The 25147-nt window shown below is 62.1% G+C and carries 6 protein-coding genes; 1 reads left to right on the forward strand and 5 read right to left on the reverse strand.

The genetic code is table 11. From position 1 onward, the window contains the following. Nucleotides 1–29 precede the first annotated feature (29 nt). Nucleotides 30–245: an MbtH family protein gene (locus TK06_RS08170; RefSeq protein WP_063321649.1), complete on the reverse strand. Its 216-nt coding sequence runs from the start codon at nt 243–245 to the stop codon at nt 30–32. A gap of 203 nt (nt 246–448) precedes the next feature. On the opposite strand from TK06_RS08170, the gene fhuF reads away from it, so the two are divergent. Next, complete coding sequence (fhuF, locus tag TK06_RS08175) at nt 449–1186, forward strand: siderophore-iron reductase FhuF (protein ID WP_063321650.1); 738 nt, start codon at nt 449–451, stop codon at nt 1184–1186. Between the two features lie 7 nt (nt 1187–1193). Here the strand turns inward: fhuF and TK06_RS08180 are convergent, their stop codons facing one another. Genes TK06_RS08180 through TK06_RS08195 form a run of 4 tightly spaced genes read right to left on the reverse strand, consistent with a single transcriptional unit; the run spans nt 1194 to nt 25115 of the window. After that, nucleotides 1194–2837: a cyclic peptide export ABC transporter gene (locus tag TK06_RS08180; RefSeq protein ID WP_063321651.1), complete on the reverse strand. Its 1644-nt coding sequence runs from the start codon at nt 2835–2837 to the stop codon at nt 1194–1196. Then, nucleotides 2834–6619, reverse strand: coding sequence for a non-ribosomal peptide synthetase (locus TK06_RS08185; RefSeq protein WP_238992599.1), 3786 nt, complete (start codon nt 6617–6619; stop codon nt 2834–2836). The genes TK06_RS08180 and TK06_RS08185 overlap by 4 nt, the downstream gene beginning before the upstream one ends. Continuing rightward, a complete protein-coding gene (locus tag TK06_RS08190; protein WP_063325103.1) occupies nt 6619–15639 on the reverse strand; it encodes a non-ribosomal peptide synthetase in 9021 nt (3006 codons plus the stop codon). The genes TK06_RS08185 and TK06_RS08190 overlap by 1 nt, the downstream gene beginning before the upstream one ends. An 11-nt stretch (nt 15640–15650) precedes the next feature. Then, nucleotides 15651–25115: a non-ribosomal peptide synthetase gene (locus tag TK06_RS08195; RefSeq protein ID WP_063321653.1), complete on the reverse strand. Its 9465-nt coding sequence runs from the start codon at nt 25113–25115 to the stop codon at nt 15651–15653. Nucleotides 25116–25147 lie beyond the last annotated feature (32 nt).

The following is a 25147-nucleotide window of genomic DNA, read 5'->3' on the forward strand; positions in this document are numbered from 1 at the left end:
CCCTGAGGTAAAAACTCTGTCGCGGGCGATCAGCCCTGTCCTTGTACGTGCATGGCCTGGCGCAGGCTCAGCGGGCGCATATCGGTCCAGACCTTTTCGATATAGTCCAGACACTCTTGCTTGCTGCCTTTCATGTCGAGCGTGCGCCAGCCATTGGGCACGCTTCGATAATCCGGCCAGATCGAGTACTGCTCCTCATCATTGACTACAACCAGAAAGCGCGTATCCGGACTGTCCAAACTCATTGCTTGCTCCTTGACTGACATGGCGGAAAGACGCCTACGATACAATACTAATGGTAGCGATTCTCATTAATTTTTAAAAATTCATACACTGTTCTCAAATTTCCCTATCGACGATGAACAGTCGCAAGACGGCAACGCCCTGTTTATACTTCGGGCCCCTCTGAACGATAACCGCTCTCAATTCGCGGTCCACGGATGAGTCGATGATTCCCAGCCTTGCCCCGCTGTTCACCGGTCCGCTTGCCGACCATGGTGAAAAGCTGCAACTGCGCAGCCATCCCCGTACAGACGTACCGGGGGACAGGTTCTTCCAGCACGAGTATTTCGGCGCATTCGTCGACGACCTGCAGGCACGGTACAAAACCGATGAGCGCCTGGCCCTGGTGTCGCTGTGGTCCAAATGGTACTTCAGCACCTTCCTGGCACCCGTGATGGCCGCCAATCTGCTCCAGCAATGCGATCTGCCACTTGCCCTTGCCGACACCGGGATACAACTGGGCAATGACGCCAGGCCACAGGCGTTGCACTTGCTCCATGCCGGCCAGCCTTTGCCACCCTGCACCGCCTTCGAGCGATTTCATACCCTGGTCGAGGATCATCTGGAGCCCGTCATCGAAACCTTGGTCAGTGTCTCCCAGGCATCGCCCCGGTTGTTCTGGAGCAATGCCGGCAATACGTTCGAATTCGTCACCAGCCGTATCGACCTGCACCCATTGGCCAACGCGTACAGCACCGCACCGGCCAAAGAAATCCTGAATACCCGCCTGCGCCCGAACGGCCGGCGTAATCCTTTGTTCGCCCCCGTGCAGTACCGCGATATCGGCGAGGACGAGCCGCAGCGCCTGAGGCGCATCTGCTGCATTCGCTACCGCCTGCCCGGCGTCGGCTATTGCAGCAGTTGCCCACTCGATGAATGCAAACGGCAGGAACAGCCCGTTTAACTGCAACCTATTTCGCCAGTTGAAAAGGGTTCTCTGTCGCTCGGTCGTAGTCCACGAGATGGCCGTAGTCGAGACGATAGACCCGGTCGGCAACATCGAAATAGCGGTCGTCATGGGTGATTGCAATCACCGTCTTGCCGGCCGCCTTCAGCTCGGGCAGCAGTTCGTTGTAGAACACGTGGCGGAACACCGGGTCCTGATCCGCCGCCCATTCGTCCAGCAGGAACACCTCCCTGCCCTCCATCATCAGCAGTAACAGTGCCAGGCGCTTGCGCTGGCCCTGGGACAGGGCCGTGGTCGACAGGCGCCCGGCAGCGAACTCGACTTTATGGGCCAACCCAAGGCGGTCCAGGTAATGATCCACCCGGGCCTCAAGCCCCTCATGATTGCCCGCTTCGCCCAGCACATCGGCGAACAGATAGAAGTCGGCAAAAATGGCGGCGAAATGCTCCCGGTGCCACTCGCCGGTGTGGGTATCGAGCACCACGCCGTTCAGCGAAACCTGCCCAGAGGTGGGAACGTAGAGCCCCGTCAGGAGCTTGGCCAGGGTCGACTTGCCACTGCCATTGCCACCGACAATGAAAATCAACTCGCCGCGACGAATCGACAGGTCGATCGGCCCCAACTCAAACGCAAATTCGTCACTTTGCCCGGGATAGCGGTAATGCACGTTTGACAGGCGCAACTCACCGAAGGGTTGCGCCGCTTGTGCAGGGGTCTTGAACTGCACCGTCTCACCCAACGCCAGGGCATCGATGGCCTGCAAGGCAACATGGCCGCGAATGACCGCAGGGATGGCATCCAGAATCATCGAGATCGGCGTGCGCAGAAACATGATTGCCAGCACGTAACCCACCACAACCTGTTGACTGAGCAACCCCAGCCCCTGGCCGAGAAAGAACAGCGTACCGATCAGTACGAACACCAGCAGTGTCGTCCAGTTCAGGTTCACCGCCCACAAGGTGTCGGCACGTACCGACGCCTCCAGCGAGGCCCGCGCGATCGGTTCGAGCTTGCGCTCATAGAGCAGGTGCCGGCGTTCCCGGCTCAGGCCCAACTCGCAACGCCCCTGGATGGCGGCCTCGAACTGCTCGGTCAACTGGTCATCCTGCTGCCGCACGGCCTGCATCAGGGTCTTGACCTTGCGCCCCAGCAGCACGTCAAGACCGACCCCAAGGGCAATCACCCCCAGGGTCAGGAAAAAGAACGGCATGCTCAACCAGGCCATGTAGGCGAGCCCCGCCAACAACAGCAAGCCGTTGTACAAGGAAATCGGCAGTTGCTTGAACGCCGTGGCGACGGTGGTCACGTCCTTGGTCAGCGCGTTGTAGATACGCGGGCTGCCCAGCCGCTCGATGCGTTCGAGTGCTGTGCCCAACACCTTTCCCACCAGCCGCAGGCGCAATTGGTAAACCAGGCGATGCCCGATCTGCACCAGCAGCCATTGCGACGTGACACCGCTGATGAACAATAGGATCAGCAGACCACCGAACAGCAACAAGCCCCGGCCGATATCATCGAGCCCATGCTCCAGGCTGCGGTTGATATACCCGATCAGGCCGATACTGGTTGCCGCGCTCAAGGCGCTGCTCAGAATCGCCAGCAGAATGCGCCATCGAGCGTCGTGCAGCAGTTCTTTCAATAACATCATGAGACAGACACCACCTTGGCAGAGGTTTGCAACAGTAAAGGCAACAGGCTTTCGACCAATCGAGGCTCTGCGAGCATCTCGTGATGCCCCACGTCCAGCGTCCACTGGCGAACAGCTTGGTGGGTATGCGCTTGCCACTGAGCACGCAAGTCGGCATGGGCATTGCCGCGCCAGAGCCACAGCGGCACATCAACGGTGGGCAAGGCTTGCTCATACAAGCGCATCTTGATCGAGCGATATTGCGCCAATAGCGTGAGCAAATCAGCATCGGCGGCTCCCCATTGCAGATGCGCACGCACCTGGGCATCGTTGAGCAAGCGGGCAACGCCCTCGGCATAGTCCAGACCTGCCAACAGGCCCGTCACACGTTCGCGCAGCGACTCACCGATTGGCTGGGCGTGAGTGCGGCAGTAGAAAGCAAAATCGGCAATCAACTGGCCGGCTTCGTCGCCCTCGCCGGCCAGGCTGCGCTGCGCATCGTGATCGAGCACCACAAGCCCTTCGACGCTAAAGCCGTGGGCTTGCAGATGGGGCACCAGCATCAATGCCAGCCGCGACGCCAGGCTCCAGCCCAGCAGCACCAGCGGGCGCTGTTTCAGCTGGACAGGGATGCTCGCCACATATTGCTGCAACAGCACGTCCATGTCGTCCTCATCCCAGCCCTTTTCCAGGGCGGCCAGACCAAAGACAGCGGCTTTACCGTTTAGATTCTCTACCAACGGCTGATACGCCTGCAGATGCCCTTGCGCGCCATGCACCAGCAACAGGGCCGGCGCATGTTCATGCGCGTCATTCAAGACGTGCCATGGGCCGCCGCTGTGATCGTTACCCAGGCCATGAACCAGGTCACGGACGGTATGCCGCTCGAACAGCAGATTGGTCGGCAATTCGAGAGACAGGCGCTCGCGAATCAGCGACACCACTTTGATCGCCGCCAGCGAGTGCCCACCGACGTTGAAGAAATTGTCGGTCACCCCCAGCTCGTCGACACCCAACACCTCGCACCAAATCGCCAGAATGGCCGTTTCGAGCTCGCCCACGGGCGCCACGCGAGTGTTCTGCAAACGCTGCCTGGCGCGTTCGAGCAGGTTTTTGCGATCAAGCTTGCCATTGCTGTTCAGTGGCAGCGTCTTGAGTGCAAGGATACCGCTGGGCAGCATGTAGTCCGGTAGCTGGCGAGCCAGGGCGGCGTACAGTTGCTCGGTCGTTTGCGACAGGGCGTCGTCCTTGACCACGAAAGCCAGCAAGCGCCCATGGTCGCCTTCGCCGTCCAGCAAGACCGCAGCCTGCAACACGCCCGGCTGGGCCAACAAAGCCTGTTCGACTTCCGCCAACTCCAGGCGAAACCCACGGATTTTCACCTGTTGATCATTGCGCCCCAGAATGCGTACGGCACCATCGGCTTGGCGCAAAGCAAGATCACCGGTGCGATACAGGCGGTGGCCACTGAGTGGATCGACACCAAAGGCACCGCCACCGACACCACCCACATAACCGCGCCCGACACTGGCGCCACTGATGCACAATTCCCCGGCCTGGCCTGACGGCACTGCGCGTTGCTGGTCGTCGAGCAGGTGGATGCGGTTATCACCCAATACCTGATTCAAGGCGCTATCACCCACGCCCTGGCTGACATCGATCGCACGCCATAGCACGCCAACCGTAGTCTCTGTCGGTCCGTAATGGTTGTAGAGGCGACAGGCCGGTTTCGCTTGGGCCAAACGGCTCAGCAAATGCTCACTGAGCGGCTCTCCGCCCAGTACCAGGACCTGGCGTGGAAGAATGCCGTTGGGAGCGTGCTCGCCCATCAGCGCTTCAAGGTGTGAAGGAACGATTTTGAGCACGTCCAACGGGTAGCGCTGAAGCTCTTCGGCGAACGCCCGGGCATCGGTCACGGTGGACTGCTCCAGCACATGCACACAACCGCCCTGCAACCAGGCCGGAAACAACACCGTATTTCCCAGATCCGCGAGCAGTGAAGACACCAGGCCATAATGCCCGGCCTCGGGTAACTGGAGCGCGCGGGTCACTTGCGTGACGTAATGGCGCAATTGGCCTTGCTCGATTTGCACACCTTTGGGCTTGCCGCTGGTGCCTGAGGTATAGAGCACGTAGGCCAGGTCTTGCGCCGAACCCTGCACCGGCGAATCGAACACCGGCCCCGTGCATGCCTGTGACCAGCACAGGGTGTCGACCGAGGTATCGGGCAGCAGCCCCTCTACGTACAGCAACAAGGTCGGTCGGGCATCCTCGATAATGTCGGCCAGCCGCAGCGGTGGTTGTTGGGGATCCAGTGGTAGGTACGCAGCACCGACCTTGAAGCAGGCCAGCATCGCGATCAACATCTGCGCCCCACGGGGCAAATACAGGCCGACCACGTGTTCATGGCCAACACCGGCCTGACGCAGGCTGCCGGCAACACGATCGCTCAAGGCATCGAGTTCGGCGTAAGAGAACATTTGCCCCGCATAGCGCAGCGCCGGTCGATCCGGTTGTGTCCGGGCGTGCTCGCGCACGGTGGCGACAATATCGAGATCCGGCGCCAGGACGGGGCGCGTCGGTAACGCGCGCAACTCCTCGGGTAAGTGCGGATCGACGCCAGTGATGAGGCCGTTGGGCGACTGCAGCAATTGCTCGAGCCAATGGGCGAAGCGCTTGAGCAAGACCTGCATCTGCTCTTCACGGTACAGACCACGGTCATAGGCCAGTGTCAGTTCCCCACTGTCCTGGGCATCGAGCGTCAGTTGCAATTGCAGTTCGACCGGGGTGTCGAAGGACAGGACTTGCAGCCCCTCCAGCAGCGGTGCATGCACGACACGCAGCCCGGTCTGAAAGCTGGCACGCCACTCGGGCAATAGCTGAGCCTGACCGACATATTCCTGCCAAGCCACCGCGTTTTCCAGTTGCCGTGCCAATGGCCGGGCCAGGTTGATCCAGGTGCTGTGTTCGGACACCCGCACCACCATCGGCAGCGTCTGCTCGAACAGCCCATAGGCTCCCGAGAGTTCTTCATAGTCATCGCGAGGATCGTGCTGCAGACCCAACTGGCCGTGCTGCTGGCCATTGAGCCGGCCCAGCAATGAGCCCCAGGCAGCCAGGGCCAGCGCTTCGGCAGCCACGCCTTCGCGCGCGACCAGCGCCGTCAACGCCGCTGGCAATGTCTGCGCAAGCTTTAGCCGAACAACGGCATGGTCGCCGCTGGCGATACCATAGCGCTCGATCAGGCGCATGCCCGGTACGTCCTGCAAGGCCAGGTTGCGCCAGAACTGCGTGCCCTGCTCGGCATCCTCGTCCAACTGCAGGCCATTGATCCATTCGACGTATTCGCCGTACTGCATGGGTTCAGTGTCAAACGACGCGGCACGTCCCAACAATTGCTCCTGCAACTGGATCAGGCTGCGTTGATCCAGCGAATAAACCGGGACCGCCAACAACAGATAATCGTCGAGTAGCCAGGCCAACACATCGGGTTGTTCGGCAAGGCAATGCGCCTTGGCCTCAAGCAGCCACTGTTGCTCATCATGCCCGTCACCTGAACGTCCCTCACGCCAGCTCAGGCGCAAGTCGAGGGGCTCGACCACACGCTGGCGCAGTCCCGTGGCGCCAACCGGGCGCTGGTAGCGCAAGCGCAACGCTTGATGCTGCTGCAAGCCGTCACGCAGTCGCTGTTGGACAGTGGCCTCGGGCACGCCCGACAGTTGCATCCGAACCCAGCGCCAGGCCTGCGGATTGGCCTGGGCCAGTTGTTTTTGTTGAGGTGAAAGCGTTAGTCCAAGGTCCATCATGGTTTCAACTCTGCGGGTGTCTCTTCGGTCTGCGCCGGCGCAGCCATGACCTGATCACGACCATAGATTTCACCCATGGCCACCACAATTTTACGCTCGCCTTCGAACGGATCCCGGGCGTGCGCAGCCAGCATGTTATCGAGCATGACCACATCGCCCTGCTGCCAGTCGAAGCGCACGGCACAACGGTCGTAGGCAGCGTTGATGGCCTCGATGGCACTTGGCTCAAGCTCGGAACCGTCACCGTAGAACACTTGTCTGGGCATCGCAGTTGTCCCGTCGCGCAGGAACTGCTCACGCACATCGGCATCGAGAAAGGCCGGGTGATAGAGCTGGATCTGATTGAAGAAGCTCTCCTCTCCCGTCAGCGGGTGCAGGATCACCGCAGGACAAACCTGACGGGTGTGCAGATCGTTGGCGCCGCGCCACTCAAAATCGATATTGCTCTCACGGCAGATCCGCTCGACTTGCTCGCGCTCCTCGGTCTGGAAAAAGTGCTGCCAGCTGACGTCCAGGCTGGTGCTGAAATTGCGCACGTACATCAGTTGCTTGCGACGCAGGTTCGCTTGCAGCCAGGCCGGCAGTTCACGGTAAACCTGGCGGCTGTCGACGATCGGGGTCGCGCCACCGGAAGTGGCGGGCGTCTGGCAGTAGAACCATTGGCGACGCGGCCAGCGATGCTGATGAGCACTCTCGTTGTGGAACAGGATCATCCGATCCTTGGGATAGGGCGTGGACTTGTAGATGTTCTTGCCGCCCTCTTCCTTCGGCAGGTCACCGTACTGACCATATAACTGAGGGCACAAGGCTTGGCAAAAAGCCTCGAAAGCCGCCGGCGTCGGCAAATCAAAGCCACGCAAGAGAATGCCACCGTGCTCGCGCAGCCAGCTTTCGACCTTCTCACGGTTGGCCTCAGCCCAAATGGCCGGTGCCAGTTCGCGGTCACGCAGTTGAATCAACAGGGGGAACTTCGAACCTTCGCGCAACGGTCGGGCTTCAAAGGGCTCGCGGGTAACGGGCGATCCGCTCTGGCGCATCTTGCCCAATTTGCTCATTTTGCGTTGCAGCGGATTGTCCGTGGACATTGCAGCAGCTCCTTTTGGAGTCGGAATCAGGGTGTCGATTGGGTTGTCCGGTGCGCCGAGGGCCATGTCCAGCAAGGACTCGAAGGCATCACGCAAGCGTTCGACCGTGGCCGGGCGGAACAGGCTGGTGCGATACACCCAGCGCAGGTTGAACACATCGCCGTCTTCGCTGGCGAACAGGGCCATGTCGAACTTGGAATGGTGCTGCTCGCCCGTCAGTGGTTCAACCTGCAGATTGCCGAGTTGGCGTTGCTGGCGCGGCGTGTTGTCGAGGACAAACAACGTCTGCAACAACGGGTGGACATTCGCCACCCGTGGCAGCTCCAGGCACTCGACGACACGCTCGAACGGGGTGTCCTGCCAGGCGAATGCTTGCAGACAAATCTCCCGGACCTGCTGCGCTTGCTCACGCAAACTCAGTTCCGGTTGCACGCGGATACGCAAGGCCAGCAGATTGACGAAAAAGCCGATCAGCGATTCAGTGGCCGGATGCTCGCGGTTGGCGACGTCCGTTCCGATCACCAGATCACGGCCTTGCGTTTCGCGCTGCAGCACGGCGGCATAGCACGTCAGCAGCACCATGAACGGCGACGTTGCGCTTTGCTGTGCGAAAGCCTTCAGCCGGCCAACCGTGGCCGCTGACAACTGGAAGTCCAGGGCCGCCCCGGTGCCGCTGTCGCGCTCCGGACGGGGAAAATCGAACGGCAGTGGCACCTGCGCGGGAATGCCGGCCAGGGTCTGTCGCCAGAACGCCAGGCCTTCACGCTGACGCAGCTGTACCGCCGCCGAACCTTGCCATACGGCATAGTCGACGTACTGGATCGCCAGTTCGCTCTGGGGCGGCAGCGCGCCCGTGCTGTACGCTTCATAACCCTGGATCAGTTCATCCACCAGCACAGCGCCGGACCAGCCATCGGAGGCGATGTGGTGCATGACCAACTGCAGCACATGTTCCTGCTCACCGAGGCGGTACAGGACGGCCCGCAGCGGTGCCTCGCTGGCGAGGTCGAACGGTCGCAGCGCAATGTCGCGGGCATCGACCGGCCACTGCGCGGCGTTCGAGGCGATCACTTGCAACGCTACCGACATCTGTCCGTGAATCCGCTGGTACAACTCGCCGCTACGCTGGTGATAGGTGGTACGCAAGATGGCATGGCGGTCTACCAGCCTGTGCACTGAACGCTCCAGAGCATGACGGTCCAGTTGTCCGCGCAAGCGCACATTGCTGCTCATGTTGAAGCTGCTGTCGGCCAGATCCAACTGCTGCATCAACCAGACGCGTTGCTGCGCCGAGGACAAGGGTTGATCAAGCAGCCGGTCGACCTGAGGGATCTGCAACGAAGCCAGATCCAGGTGCTGCGCAAGGCCCTCGATGCGCTGCGCAAGGTCCGTCAGTACCGGCGTTTCGAACAGCCAGCGCAAAGGCACTTCAAAGCCCTGTTCCCGCAAGCGCGCACGCACCTGGGCCGCCATCAGAGAATGCCCGCCCAGTTGGAAGAAATGACCGTCGGCAGGAATCTGTTGCAGGTTCAACACCGCTGCCCAGACTTCGGCCAGCAACGCCTCGCTGGCCGTCAGCGGGCGCTGGACGTCCCCCTCGCCGCGGTTTTCCAACTGCAAGCGTGGCAGCTGTTTACGATCCACCTTGCCATTGGTATTGAGGGGCAGTTGCTCCAGCGCCTGCAAATGCGTCGGCAACATATAGGCCGGCAACCGCCCCTGTAGGTAAGTGCGGATGGAGGCGGCGTCGGGAGAGTTGTCGGGATTGGCGACCCAGAAGGCGGCCAGATGCTCGCCTTGCACGGCCACGACCGCCTGCAGCAGTTCGGGGTGGCTGAGCAGCACGGCCTCGATCTCCCCCAGTTCGATACGATAACCACGCAATTTGATCTGGTCATCGGTGCGACCGAGGTAATACAGCTGCCCATCCGGCTGCCAGCGCGCCAGGTCGCCGGTGCGGTACAAACGCCCACCGTCACGGCTGAACGGATCGGCAATGAAACGTTCGGCGGTCAACCCTGGCTGCCCGGCATAACCGCGGGCCAGACCATCACCGGCAATGTAAAGCTCGCCCACACAACCGGGAGGTACTTCGCACAAGTGCTCATCAAGGACGTGGCAGCGGGTATTGAGCAATGGCCGGCCAATGGGTGCGACGGGCAACTGCAAGGCACCGATCGGCGCCTGGGTGGACCACACCGTGGTTTCTGTCGGGCCGTAGACGTTGACGAGGTGAGCCACGCATTGCCTGATCTCGGTCGCCATTTCCGCCGCCAGCGCCTCACCACCGGCCAGGGCCACACGCCCGGCCAGCACCTGGCGATCGCCTTGCAGCAACATCGCCCAAGTGGCCGGTGTAGCCTGGATGAGATCCACGGCCTGGTCCTGAATCAATCGCGCAAGCAACAGGGGGTCCTGTCGCTCTTCATCATCGGCCAAGACCACGGTGCCGCCGCGCACCAGCGGCAGACACAGCTCCAGGCCGCAAATATCGAAGGTCACCGTGGTCAAGGCAAGATAACGCTGCACGTTTTCCAGTGGCAGCGCCTCTTCCATGGCCAGCAGGAAGTTGGCGAAATTCCCTCGACTGATCTGCACGCCCTTGGGTTGCCCGGTCGATCCGGAGGTGTAGAGCGTGTAGGCCAACTGTTCAAGCGTCGTCGCCAATGCCGGGGCTTGTGCAGGGAACCGAGCCAATGGCAGGTCCGCCCACAGGCAACTGCGCAGGTGTTCGGGCAGGTCCGCGAACAGCTTGTCGCAGAGCAGCAATTGCGGTCGAGCGCGGGTGAGAATCTGCGCCTGGCGTGCCGGTGGATGAGCTGGGTCGAGCGGCAGGTAGCAAGCACCTGCCTTCTGGATCCCCAACAGGCACACCAGCAGTCTTTCGTCCCGAGGCAGGCAGAAGGCAATCGTCGACTCCTGCCCTATACCCTGCGCCAGCAGCCAATGGGCCAGGCGATTGGCCTGGGCATCCAGCGCCGCGTAGCTCAAGCGGCGATCAGCGCAGCACACCGCGATACGCTCAGGATGAACGGCGGCCTGCACTTCAAAGCGCGTGACAAAATCGGCCTCGCTGTGCAGATGCATGGACTTGCCCGCCACGGCCAAAGTTGCGACTGAACCCAGGGGAATTTCCAGCAAGCGCTGCTGAAGATCGAGGCTGACCAGGCTGGCGAGCAATCCCTGGTAATCCTCCATCAGTCGTTGGGTGGTACCGGGGCGCAACAGAGCAGTCGCGTATTCGACAATCAAGCCGGTACGCACATCAGTCCCGCGGCCTTGGGTGAACAGATTGAACGTCAGGTCGAACTTGGCACTCACCACGCCGTCCGGCAACGCCAGCGTTTCCACGCTGATGCCCGGCAAGTTGAGGCGGCGCGAATCCCGATGGTCGGCCTGGTAGTTGAACATCGCCTGGAACACCGGCGTGCGATCCAGGCTGCGCTCGACATCCAGCATGTCCAGCAGTTGCTCGAACGGCAGCGCCTGATGGGACAAATCATCGGCCAACTGCCCGTTCAGGGTCTGGATAAAGGCTTGCAGGCTTTGCCGGGGATCAATCTGCACCCGGTGCGCCAGTGTGTTGACGAACAAACCGACCAATGCCTGGCTCTCGGCCGATTCGCGCCCTGCCACTGGCAAGCCAATGGCGAAATCATTGCGTCCACCATGACGCCAGAGCAGGAGCTGGTAGGCGGCGAAATACAGCACGAAGGGCGTGACACCCAGTGCCCTGGCCCGGGCCTCGACCGCCGCGCTCAACGAAACGGGCAAGGCCAGCTCACTGCGGGCGCCGGCGTATGCCTGCAGCGCCGGTCGCGTGCAGTGGTCGGGAAGCTCCAGCGGTTCGTTGCTCAGACCTTGCAAGCGTTGTTGCCAGTAGGCCAGCAACCTGCTGCCCTGCTCCCCTTCCAGGCCTCGCCGTTGTGCTTCGATCAATGGCAACAATCCGGTAGTCGCAGGCGTGGCCCGGTCCTGGTAGATCTGCGCAAAGTCCTCGACCAACAAGCCCATGGACCAACCGTCCACGGCAATGTGGTGGACATTGAACAGCAAGCGATAGTCACCCGGCGCCACACAAAATACATCGATTGCCAGCAACGGCCCCTGCGCAAGATCAAAAACCCGCTTGGCGGCCCCGGCAATGGCCTCTGCCTGTTGTGATTCATCCAGGTCCTGCAGGTCATGCACATTGAAGATTGCAGCAGCCGTCTCATCCAGGCGCTGCCAGACTTGCCCTTGCTCTTCGAAAAACCTGCAGCGCAATGCATCATGGCGCGAGACAAGGACCTGGCAAGCGCGCTGCAATCGTGGCACGTCCAGATCGCCGCGCAAGGCCAACAATTGCGTAACGTTGTAAGCCGTTGCAGCCGGATCGAGTTGTTGCATGAACCACACCCGTTGCTGGGCATGGGACAGTGCACGTGGCGGCGCCAAGGCTTCGGTTGCCGGCTGCAGTGCAACCGCCGGCGACGCTGAGGAGGTCAGAACCCCAGCCAGTTGCCGGGCGCTGGGGTTCTCCAGCAATTGCCGGGGCATCAGGCGCAGTTCAGCCTGACGCAGACGCGCGATCAATTGCAGGCTGAGGATCGAATCCCCCCCTTCGGCAAAGAAGTCGGCGTCCGGTCCCAGGCCAGGCTGCTCAAGCAACTCGCGAAAAGCCGTGAGGACGGTCAGCAACACGGGGTTCAACCGGCCATCGATGCAAAGGGCCATGGTCGCCAAGGTGGAATGTTGCAGGACATCGCGGGGTTGCAACTTGAGTCCTTCGCGCGAGGCCAGGCCGATCAATTGCAGACTGAGAATAGAATCGCCACCGAGGGCGAAAAAATCATCGTCGCGTCCGACGTGCGCACAATCGAGAATCTGACACCACAGCTGCGCCAGGCGCTGTTCCGTGACGCCGATCGGTGGCCGGGCGGATGCATCGACCGACTCGGTCTCGGCCGGCTCAGGCAATGCCCGCCGATCCAGCTTGCCATTGGCCGTCAGAGGCAACGTATCCAGCACCCACCAATGACTGGGCACCATGTGTTCCGGCAACTGACGCTTGGCCTCGGCTTGCAGAGCCGCCAACGCTTCGGTTGCCAGGGCGGGGCTGAGATACGCCACCAGTTGCGTGCGCCCTTTCACCTCGCAGGCCAGCACCGCCCCTTCGCGAACCTGGGGCTGAGCAGTGAGCCAGGCGCTGACCTCGCCCGGTTCAACGCGAAAACCGCGGATCTTGACCTGATCGTCCTGACGCCCCAGGAACACCAGTTGCCCATTGCGATCCAGGCGAACCCGGTCGCCGCTGCGATAAAAGCGTTGCCCCTGGGCAGTGGAACCAAATACCTGGGCGGTCAACTCAGGTTGACCGAGGTAGCCCTGGGCGACCTGAGGGCCTGCGATCAGCAGCTCGCCGGTGACACCCAGCGGCACCGATACATCATTGCCGTCTACGATGCGCAAATGGCAATCCGATAACGGCTGCCCCAAGGGCAGATACAGACCCGAGTCAGGGGCGTCGAGGGCCTGGATTTCCCCGCAGATCACGCCGACCGTGGTCTCCGAAGGACCGTAATGGTTGAAGATGCGCAGTTGCGGTGCCAATTCACGCACCCGTGCAAACAAGGCCTGATCGAAACCCTCACCGCCCAGGATCAACACATCCCTGGGCAAGACGCGTCGGGCATCGTCCAGCGCCAACAGCCCGCGTAAATGCGACGGCGCGATTTTCAGGCAATCCACGGGCTGCTCGTCGAGAAAGTCAGCCCAGCCTGGCGGATCGAAGGTCAACGAGGCTGGCGGCAGAATCAGCGGATCGCCGGCATTCAGCCCGGCGAACACGCAGGTCAGCCCCAGGTCCGCGGCCACGGTCGCCAGCGTCGCCCAGCGGCTGCCCGGCTTCGCTTGCAAGCGTTGACCGATCGCGCTCGCGTAATGCGCCAGGTTGCCATGAGTGACCAGGACACCTTTGGGCTGACCGGTCGAGCCCGAGGTATAAATGAGGTAAGCAGGCAGGTGCGGCTGGCTGAGGCTCTCGCCCAATCCCTCGGTGGCCACCGCGGACAAATCGGCGGTACTGAGTACCAGGCGCGCCATGTCGACGTCCGTTTCAGGGGCCTCGGCCAGTGTCACCCACAGCCTGGCGCCACTGTCCTGCAGCAACTGCGCAAGTCGCTGTGGCGGCTGTGCCGGGTCAAGAAACAGACACACCGCACCGCGTTGCCAGCAGGCCAGCATCGCCAGCAGTTGTTCCGCGCAACGGGGCATGCACAGTGCAACCACCTGGCCCGGACCTATGCCCTGCCCGGCCAGTCGCGCAGCCAGCGCGCCGGTTGCGGCACCGAGCGTGGCATAGTCGACGGTTTGCCCAGCGCTGCACAACGCTGCCGCGTTCGGCGTGTGCGTTGCCCAGTGAAGTACTTGCTGATCCAGCGGCAAGGGTATGGCGCCCAACGCGGGGCCACTCAGCTCACTCGGTGGCGAAACCAGCTGCAGTTCGGCCAGACGTCGCTGGGGATGGCTTGATGCCTCTTGGAAAATCGCCAGCAAGTCATCCAGCATCTGCTCAACCGTGGCCGCGTCGAACAATTCGTCGCTGTATTCCAACTCGCAGCGCAGGCGCGCGTCAGCGCTACGTACCAGGCGCAGCGTGAGGTCGAAACGTGCATGACGCTGCGGCGGGTCGAGCACTTCAACCGCGACACCGGGCAATGTCAGGGTGCGGCTTTCGGGTAAATCGACCTGGACGAACATTACCTGGAACAGCGGGTTCGAACGTGGACGGTCAAGGCTTTCGAGGACATTTTCGAAAGGCAGCAACTGATGATCGAAGGCGGCCGCGACGGTGTCACGGGTGCGCAGCAGCGCGGTGGCGAAGTCCGGGTTGCCATGCAGGCGCTGACGGATCACCAGGGTATTGAGCAACGGGCCTATCAAGGGCATCAACTCTGGGCGATCACGTTGTGCCGCCGAGGTGCCCAGGCACAGGTCGTTCTCGCCGCTGTAGCGCGACAGCAAGCAACTGAAGGCCGTCAGGCCGTAGATGTACAGCGTCACCCCATGACTACGAATGGCGGCTTCTACCGCCGTCGTCAGCTGCGGCGAAAGCTCCCGGGCAAGCACCGCGCCGCTATGGCGGCGTTGCGCGGGCGCAGGGCGTGGCCGATCCAGGGGCAATGCCAAGGGCGCCGGCGCATCTGCCAGTTGGCCGCGCCAGAAGTCGATATGCTGCCGGCAGCTTTCGCTGTCCAGCCACTCGCGCTCCCAAGCCGCGTAATCGGCGTACTGGATACTCAATTCGGGTTGACGGGCCGGCTCATTCATTGCCAGCGCCCGGTAAGCCTCGGCCAGTTCCAGGGTCAGTTGCTGAGCCGACCAGGCATCGTAGGCCACATGGTGAATGGTGAAAAACAACCAGGTCGATTGCTCTTGCGCGTCGCTGAAGGCTTGCCAGCGCCAAGGCACCGACTGAGCGAGATCGAAGGGCTCGGCGAGCTGGCGAGCATATTCATCGGCGCACCACTGCTCGTATTCAGAAGCCGCCAGGGTCAACGGTTCGACGGATGGCAGCGGCACTTGTTGCGACTCACAATGGGGCTGCATCTGGCCTTGGGAATCGGTGGTGTAACGGGTGCGCAGGATCTGATGACGATCAGTCAACTGCTGCATGGCCTGTTGCAAACGTTCGCCATCGAGGCGGCCGTCGAAACGCAGTACCGAGCACAGATTGTAAAGGGCACGACCACTCAGGGCTTCCGCCGACAGAAAGCGCCGCTGCGCCTGCGCCAACGGCATACGCTCACCTTCGCCAAGCACGGCGGGAACGATTGGCAGACGCCAGCTATCGATGCCCTTCTCGGCCAGGCGCTGGCGAAAGACTTTTTTCTTGTCCGCGGGCAAGGAAGCCAGCCGCTGCGCAATCTCCAGGAAAGCTTGTTGCGTCATCGCACTCATCCTTACTCTTCCATCTCTGATAACAGGCGCTGCATTTCGTCCAGGGCTTCGTCGGTCGAAGGCCCTTGGGGTTTCTCGATCTGCTCGGCAAGACCGGCAATCGTCGGGTTATGGAACAGGCTGCGCAGTTCGATCCTGATGCCGAAACGGCTCTCAACCTGGGTCATCAGGCGCATCGCCAACAACGAATGCCCGCCCAGCTCGAAGAAACTGTTGAACACCCCGACTTGCGGCACCTCAAGCAGGCTCTGCCAGATGTCGGCCAGTTGCTGCTCCAGTTCGTTACGCGGCGCCACGCCCTGTACAGCGATGGGCTGCGGTGCCGGCAAGGCCTTGCGGTCGATCTTGCCGTTGGCATTGAGGGCAAAACGCTGCAGCTCGATAAAACCGGCCGGGACCATGTAGCCCGGCAACAGGCCTTCGAGATACCGCCGCAGGGCCACTTGATCAATGGGGCTCGGCGCCTGCAGCCAAGCGAACAGGCTTTGACTGCGTGGATCGATCATCACCACGGCCTCCTCCACGCCTGGGTAACGACGTATCAACGATTCGATCTCACCCGGCTCGATGCGGAACCCGCGCACCTTGACCTGGAAGTCGCTGCGACCGACATAAGCCAACCGACCGTCACCTCGCCGGCGTACCAGGTCGCCGGTCCGATACATGCGGCTGCCAGGTTCGCCGGCATAGGGGTCAGGCAGATAGACCGCGGCCGTTGCGGCGGCGGCATGCTGATAGCCACGGGTAACCCCGGCGCCCGCGATATACAGCTCCCCGGTAGTGCCCAGCGGCACCGGACGCAGCATCTCATCGAGCACATAGCAGCGGGTATTGAGCAGCGGCGAGCCAATATCAGCCACGCCGGACGGCACCTCCTGCAACGCCTGCGTGGTCGACCAAACGGTGGTTTCGGTCGGGCCGTAGGCGTTGATCAGTACCACGCCCCGGCTACGCAGCTCGGTCACCAGTTCGCCCGGAACCGCCTCACCACCAATCAGCCCGCGCACTGGCGGCCAGTCGGCCTGCCCGGTTTCCAGCAGGATCTGCCAGCCGGCGGGTGTCGCCTGGAACACCGTGGCGCGGCGCAGCAAGGCAAACAGTTGATGGCCATCGACGACCTGCTCGCGACGGGCCAGCAATAGGGCCGCGCCATTGACCAGCGGCAAAAACAGTTCCGGCTTGCACATATCGAACGCGTAAGTGGTACTGGCCAGCCAGACATCCGCAGCGCTGAGTGGCAACTGCCGATCGAGACCGGCCAACAGGTTGCTCAGGTTCTCGCGTGTGACCTGCACGCCTTTTGGTGTACCGGTCGAGCCCGAGGTGTAGATCACATAAGCGCGTTGCTGTGGGTTGACCGCCAGCATCAGGTTGTCGGCGCTGCATGCCTCCAGCGACAACTGATCGAGCCAGACGTTGTCGACACCGCTCAAGGCATCGCCACACTGACTTTCGCTGAGCACCAGGGCCGGCCGCGCGTGCTCGATGATGAAGCGCAGGCGATCTGCCGGGTGTTGCGGATCCAGCGGCAAGTACGCCGCGCCAGCTTTGTGAATAGCCAGCAGGGTTGGCAGCAACCAGGGGCCACGACTCAAGCAAACGGCAATCAGCTCATCGGTACCGACACCCTGCGCACGCAGCCAATGGGCCAGGCGATTGCTGAGGGCATTGAGCTGGGCATAACTCAATTGCTGATCCTGGCAATCGACCGCCAATGCCTGGGGTGTCAATGTCACTTGACGCTCGAATCGGGCAATCAGGTCCGCTTCGCCGTGCAAGGCCTCGGCTGCCTGGTTCCATGGCCGCTGGGCCAGGGCATGATCGGCGTTGGCCAGGTCGATGTCCCATAGGCGCGCCTGTGAGTTTTTCAGCATGCCGTCGAGCAGATGCAGATACTCGTCGGCATAACGTTGCGCCGTCCGGGCCAGGAACAGGTCGGTGTTGTACTCCAGCACACATTGCCAATCGTCACCGTGCTGCTCGATGTGCAAGCCGATATCCACCAAGGCGCTGTCACTTTCCACATCCAGTCGCTGCGCCGGCAAGCCGGCGAAACGGTGCTCATCCTTTGCGGCGACATCGCGCTGGATCAGGTTGAACAACGCCTGGAACAGCGGTGTGTGGCTAAGGTCGCGGCGCACTTGCAACGCCTCCACCAGTCGCTCGAAAGGGACGTCCCCATGCTGCTGTGCAGCCAGGTGAGTGGCTTGCAGTTGCTGCCAGAACTGTTCGACCGGTTGCTGGGCATCAATGTGACTGCGCAGCACCTGGGTGGTCGCGAAGTAGCCAATCAGGTTGTCGGTGTGGGCCTGATGGCGATGGGCGACCGGCAGGCCAATCCAGATTTCACGCTGGCCCGAGTGTCGGGCCAGGAGAACTTTCCAGGCTGCCAGCAACGGCGCGAACGCGGTCAACCCATGGCGTTGCGCGGTCTCGCGCAGCGCCTTGACCAGGGTTGCCGGCAGGCTGAAGCGCAGGCGCTGGCCGTTGTAACCTTGCTCCGCGGGGCGTGGCATGTCGGTCGGCAGGTTCAGCACCGGCGGCTCCCCTGCCAGGCTCCGACGCCAGTACTCAAGCTGCGATTCGATACACGCTTGCCCCGCAGGACTCTGCCAACTGGCGGCGATGTCAGAAAACTGCAGCGGTAGTGGCGGCAAGCAAGCGCCGCGTCCTTCCAGCAACGCCTGGTAGATCAGTTGCAGTTCATTGAAGAAGATTTCCAGCGAACGGGCATCGGCGATGATGTGGTGCAAGGTGACCTGCAGCACACTCAGGCTTTGGCCCTGGTACACACGCACTCGCCACAGCGGGGGCGCCGAAAGGTCGAAGGGACGCTGTGCCTCTTGACTCAGTTTCTGCGCAAAAACTGGCGAATGCGCGTCAATCTCCAGAGGCTCGAAGCTCAACGGCACCGCCGTGAGCGCCTCGACCTGCTGACGTGCGCCCTCGGACGTTTCGCTGAATACCGTGCGCAAACTGTGCTGGCGACTGATCAGTTGCGTCAGTGCCTGCTCCAGCAACGACGGTTGCAGCGCCCCCTCCAGACGCAAGGCCAGGGACAAATGGTAGGCCTGGGTATCGCCCTGCAAACGATCGAGGAACCACAGCCGCTGCTGGGTGAAATGCAGCGGCGCCAAGGGTTCTGCAAAATGACGCAAGACGCCCTCGGCCTCAATGCCCGTCGCCGCCAACTGCGCCGCCAGATCCCGCAGGACCGGCTGCTCGAACACCGTGCGCAAAGGCAGGCGCCGGCCATGCTGTTCGGCCATTCGCGCCACCAGACGCGCTGCCAGCAGAGAATGGCCGCCCAAGGCGAAGAAGTTATCGTCGGCACCCACATCGGTGCAGCCCAACAGCTCCTCCCAGAGCTTGGCCAACGTCTGCTCCCATTCGCCCGAAAGCGCGCCACTGTGGCGGTTACGCTGTACCGGCGCCGGCAATGCCTTGCGGTCAACCTTGCCGCTGGGGCTCAAAGGCAGGGTGTCCAGGCGAACGAACTGGCTCGGCAACATGTAGTCCGGTAATTGCGCGCCGAGCGTCTCACGCAAGAGCGCTTCATCCAGCGGGTCGCCTGCGTAGTAAGCCACCAGACTCGCTGTTTCGCCGCCACCCAGCAGCACGACAGCCGCTTCGCGAACCCCGGGAATACGCGCCAGCAGCGCTTCGATTTCACCCAACTCGATTCGGAAGCCGCGCAGTTTGACCTGGAAATCCAGACGCCCCAGGTAATCCAGGCCGCCCTGGCTGTTGCGACGAACCCGGTCACCGGTGCGGTACATACGGGCGCCAGGCACGAAAGGATCGGGCAGGAAAGCCGCCGCGGTCAGTCGCGGCGCCGCGAAATAACCACGACCGAGGTTGGCCCCGGCCAGATACAGTTCACCCGGTACACCTGCGGCCACTGGCTGCAGATCAGCATCTAGGACATACGCCGCGGTATTGGCCACCGGTTGCCCGATAGGCACTTCCACACCCGCCTCACCACCGCTGCGTACTTCAAAAGTGCTGTAGACCGTCGCTTCTGTCGGCCCGTAACCGTTAATGACCCTGGCGCCCCTGCCCTCGATGGCTTCGGCCAATGCACACGGCAAGGCCTCCCCACCGGAAACGGCACGCACGCCTTGCCAACTGCGCGAGGTGTGCGCCACCAGCATCCGCCAGGTCGCCGGAGTGGCCTGCATGACCGTTGGTTGTCCTGTCATCAATAGCTGATCGATCGCTTGGGGATCACGCGCCTGCTCGCGATCAGCCAACAGGATGCTGGCGCCATGCGCCAGAGGCAGCAGCAATTCGACAATGGCAATATCAAAGGTCGCGGTGGTCAATGCCAGCACCCGATCCCGGGCCGTCATTGGCAAGACCTGGTCCACGGCCAGCATCAGGTTCATCAGGTTGCCACGGCTGATGGCCACGCCTTTGGGCTGGCCGGTGGAGCCGGAGGTGTACAACACGTAAGCGAGCTGCTGCGCAGTCGATGCCGGCGCCTTGTAGCTGTCGGTTGCGCTCATGGCATCGATGTCAAGCAACGGCACGCCACTGTTCCACTGCGCCAACACCGCCAGGCTCGCGGCAGTGCCCAGACACAGTTTGGGTTGCGCCGCCTCAAGAATGTAACGGCCACGCTCCGGTGGCGTGTCCTCGGCCAACGGCACGTAGGCAGCGCCGGCCTTGAGGATCGCCAGCATCGCCATGGGCAGGCGGGCATCACGAGGCAGGCTCAAGGCCACTCGATCTTCGATGCCAACGCCATGGGCCTGCAAAGCCGTCGCCAGTCGTTCGGCGGCCTGATCCAGTTCGCCATAGCTCAGGCGCTCATTGCCGGCCAGTACGGCGACCGCGTCGGGTTGGCGGGCAACCTGATGAGCAAAGGCCTGGAGGATGTCCTGATGACCGGCCACGCGGTGCCCCTCGATTCGGGCAAGACCCCGTTCGGCGGGTTGCCATGCCAGCTCACCCAAGGCCCGCCCTGGCTGCTCTAGCAACGCATCAAGCAATGCCAGATATTGTTCGGCCATCGCTTGCACGGTCTGTTCGCGGAACAGATCGCTGCTGTATTGAAGGCTCAGGCTGATGCCATGCTCGCTGTCCCGCACGTCCAGGTGCAGGTCACACATTACGCTGTCCGGACGATTGTCCAACGGCTCGGCGATCACATCGGTCAGCTCAAAACGCTCCAGGGCGTTGCCCGGAAAGTAGTTGAACATGGCCTGGAACAGGGGGTTGTAACTTACCTGCCGGACCACACCAAGCTGTTCGATCAGGTAATCGAAGGGCAAGTCCTGATGGGACTGAGCCGACACCGACAACGCCTGCAACTCGGTCATCAGTTGCAGCAGACTGCGCTCGCCCGACAGTTTTTTGCGATACACCAGCGTGTTGACGAAGCAACCGACCAGGGGCTGCAGGACCCCATGGTGCCGATTGGCAACGGGAACCCCGACCAGAATGTCGTCCGCGCCGCTGCGGCTGCGCAACAGCAGCTGAAACGCGGTCAGCATCGGGATGAAGTTGCTCCAGCCATGACGAGCACTGAACGCGCGCAAGCGTGCCGCCAGGGCCTCGGGCACGCGCCGTTCAACACGACCGCCAGCCTGGGTGGCCTGGGCAGGACGAGGAAAATCGGCCGCCAGCTCCAGCACCGGCAACTCGCCGGCCAACTGCTCGCGCCAATAGGCCAGTTCCTGCTCACAGGCCTTGCTGGTCATCCATTGGCGTTGCCAGAGTGCATAGTCGGCGTATTGCATCGACGAGGCTGACTGCTCCGTCACCAGGCCTTGCCGCAAGTTGCGGTACTGCTTGCACACACCGTCGATGATCAATTGCAGGGACCAGCCATCGGCAACGATGTGATGGCAGTTCAACGACAGGACAAATGCATCCGGCGCCAGGCGATAGAGTCTTGCACGCAGTAACGGAGCCGTTTCCAGAGAGAAAGGCGTCATTGCATCCTGACGCAGCAAGTCGTGCAGCGCCTCTTCGCTCTGCACCTCGATCAAAGGCATCTCAAGCTCGGTGCGGGCCAGGATCACCTGGCTCGGCCCGTGAGCTTCGCCGATAAACCCGGTGCGCAGCACTTCGTGCTGATCGACCACGGCCTGCAGGGCAGCCTGCAGGTCGGCGACATGCAACTCGCCGGTCAAGCGCACGGCACCGGCCAGGTTGTAGGCGGGACTTTGCGGATCCAGTTGCTGCAGAAACCACAGGCGCTGCTGGGCAAACGAAAGTGGCAGCTTTTCAGGGCGCGACAACAGCGTTGGCGACAACTTGACCGTGCTGGCCCGGCTTTCCAGCCAATCGGCCATGGCGGCGATGGTCGGGCGCTCGAACACCACGCGCAGAGGCAAATCCCTGCCACTGAGTTTGCCGATCAGGCCAATCAGTTGAGTGGCCAGCAGCGAGTGACCGCCTAGCTCGAAGAAATTGTCCTCGACCCCGACCTGACCGAGCCCCAGCACGCTTTGCCAAGCCTCGACCATCTGCCCCTGCAACTCGCTGCTGGGCGCAACGTAGCGGGCCTGACTTTGCGCAGCGAAATCCGGCGCGGGCAAGGACTTGCGGTCGATCTTGCCATTGCCATTGAGTGGAAAGCGCTCCAGAAACACAAAAGCGCCCGGGGTCATGTACGGCGGCAGGTTACCCAGAACATGCTCGCGCAGGGCCTCGATGCTTGCCTGTGCATCCGCCACCACATAAGCCACCAGGACCTTGGATCGTTGCTGGTCATCACGAGCCACCACCACGGCTTCCCGTACGCCGGGGTAACGGGTCAGGCAGGCTTCGATTTCGTCCAGTTCAATACGGTGCCCGCGGATCTTGACTTGGTGGTCGGTACGGCCGACGTATTCAAGATCACCATTGGGCAGGAAGCGCGCCAGGTCGCCAGTACGATAGAGACGGGAACCGTCGTTGGCAATCGGGTCTGGCAGGAACACCGCCGCCGTGCGCGCCGGGTCGGCCATGTAGCCGCGCCCGACGCCCACCCCGGCCACGAAGATTTCCCCGACCGCGCCGGCCGGTATCGGCTGCAGGTCGGCATTGAGCAGGTACAAGCGATTGTTCAATGTGGCGCGACCGATCGGCACATTGGTGCGCTGCTCAGGCAAACGCTCGAGCAACGGATGAAAAGCCACGTCATCGGAGCATTCGGCCGGCCCATAGGCGTTCATCAACGGGATGGCGGGATAACGCTCGAACCAGCGACGCGCCAACGCCGGCGGCAACGCCTCGCCGGTGGCCAGCACCCAGCGCAGGGACGAACGCTCGAGCCCCGCGTCGAGCAGGCTCTGCATCAACGACGGCACGGCCTCAAGGATACTGATGCCGTGCCGTTCAATGGCTGAAGCCAGCGCCTCAGGATCCTGCACGACGCAATCGCCGAGGATCACCGTGCGCGCCCCCAGCACCAGGCCGGCGAGGGTTTGCCAGACGGAAATGTCGAAGCACTGCGGCGCGGTCTGGGCAATCACGTCGGTCGCATCGAGCCCCAGCCCCGGCAGTTTGCCGAGAATGTTATTGAGCATGCCCGCATGCGCCACCATGGCTCCTTTGGGCGTGCCGGTGGAACCGGAAGTGAAGATGCAATAGGCCAACGAGCGGTCGTGAACCGGGATGTTCAACGCGTCATCGCTGTAGCTGCTCAACACCGCCGGATCGTAGAGCACCGATTGGGGACGCTGCTCAAGGTAGTCCAAAGCCTCCATCGCCAGCTCGCCCTGCCCTGCACTGTGAATCAGCAGTGGCGTTCGACTCTGGCGCAGGACCTGCGCCAGCCGCTGAGGCGGGTTGCGTGGGTCGAGCGGCAGCCAACCGGCACCGGCCTTGAGGGTGGCGACAATCATCACCACCAGGTCCAGGCCTCGCTCATCGAACACCGCGACCAAATCGTCGGACTTGACCCCCTGCGCCCGCAAGTGCCGGGCCAGACGGTTGGCGGCGCGGTTCAACTGGTCGAAGGTCAGGCTTTGCTCGCCGTGAACCATGGCAATGCGCTCGGGCGTCTGGCGAACCTGTTGCTCAAACCGCTCGATGTACAGCGGCTGCAGCAGTTGTTCATTGGCCGCCAGCCCCCCCCCGGCCCAAACTTGATGCTGGTGGGCAATCTCACGCTCATCGAGCATCGCCAAGTGGTGCAAAGGAGTCTCGGCGTTCGTGTGCAGGGCATCACCGATGTTCAGCAACAAGGTGCGGAAGTGGCGCAGCATCTGCTCGACTTCTTCGCGCAGGAACCAGTCGGTCTGGTAGGTCAGTTGCAAATGCAGGCGCTCACCCGGGACGATCACCACCGTGATGGGATAGTTCGTATGGGTGCGGTTGGCCATGTCGCTGATCAGGTAGTCCAGTTGCCCCTGGCGCAAGTCGGCGGCAATGGGGGCGTTCTCAAAGACGAACAGGCTCTGGAACAAATCCTGACGCTGTACTTCGCTCCAGCGCTGGATCTCGGCCAGGGACACACTCTCGTGTTCGCGCAGGCTCAGGTTCTCGGTCTGCAAGGCCTTCAGCCATGGACCCAGCGCGTCATCCGGGCGCCAACGCCAGCGCAGCGGCAAACTGTTGATGAACAGACCGACGATGCTTTCCATGCCTTGCAGGTGCACCGGGCGACCGGCGACCGTGATACCGAACACCAGGTCGCGATCACCGCTGTAACGCGCCAACAGCAAAGCCCAGGCCCCCTGCACCAGGGTGTTCAGGGTAATGCCGTGTTGGGCCGCCGCGCTTTGCAGCGCCTGGGTTTGCTCAAGCTCCAGATGTTCGACACAGTCCTCAACGGGCTCGGCGGCGCCCTGAATGCGCCCGACATGACCGAAGCCAAATTCATTGGGCGTGTCGAAACCCGCCAGGCGCTGTTGCCAGAACGCCTGATGATCTTCCGGCTTCTGGGTTTCCAGCCAGCGAATGAAATCACGGTACGGACGCGGCGCCGGCAAATTCAGGCGGCGACCTTCCTGGGCGGCGCGGTAGCCGTTGAGGAAGTCCATCATGATGATCGAGAAGCACCAGGCATCCATCAGAATGTGGTGATAGCTGCGCACAAACTGGTAGGTGTCGGGTGCCAGCTTGTACAGCCTGACCCGCATCAGGGGGGCCTTGGTAAAATCCAGTCCCTGGGCGCGTTCTTCGCTGAGCAATTGCTCCAGGCGATCCTGCTGCTCGCCTTCGCTTAGATGCGACCAGTCCTCATAGGTGATCGGCAATTCGACCTGCTTGTGCACGACCTGCATCGGTCGCTTCTGCTGCTTCCAGACAAAAGAGGTGCGCAGCAACTCATGGCGCTCCACCACCTGCGCCCAGGCCTGACGAAAAGCGGCCAGATCGAGATTGGGCATGACCATGACATGACGGTATTGCAGCAGGTACATACCCTTGCCAGGGTGCAGCAGGCTATGAAACAGCAGCCCCTGCTGCATGGGAGCCAGCGGGTAAATCGCTTCGATATTGCGCGAAAGTGCTTTGACCTTGTCGTTCATGCTGACGGTATCCGAACCTGTAATGTAGGGGG

The organism is Pseudomonas fluorescens, from assembly GCF_001623525.1.
Lineage (GTDB): Bacteria > Pseudomonadota > Gammaproteobacteria > Pseudomonadales > Pseudomonadaceae > Aquipseudomonas > Aquipseudomonas fluorescens_Q.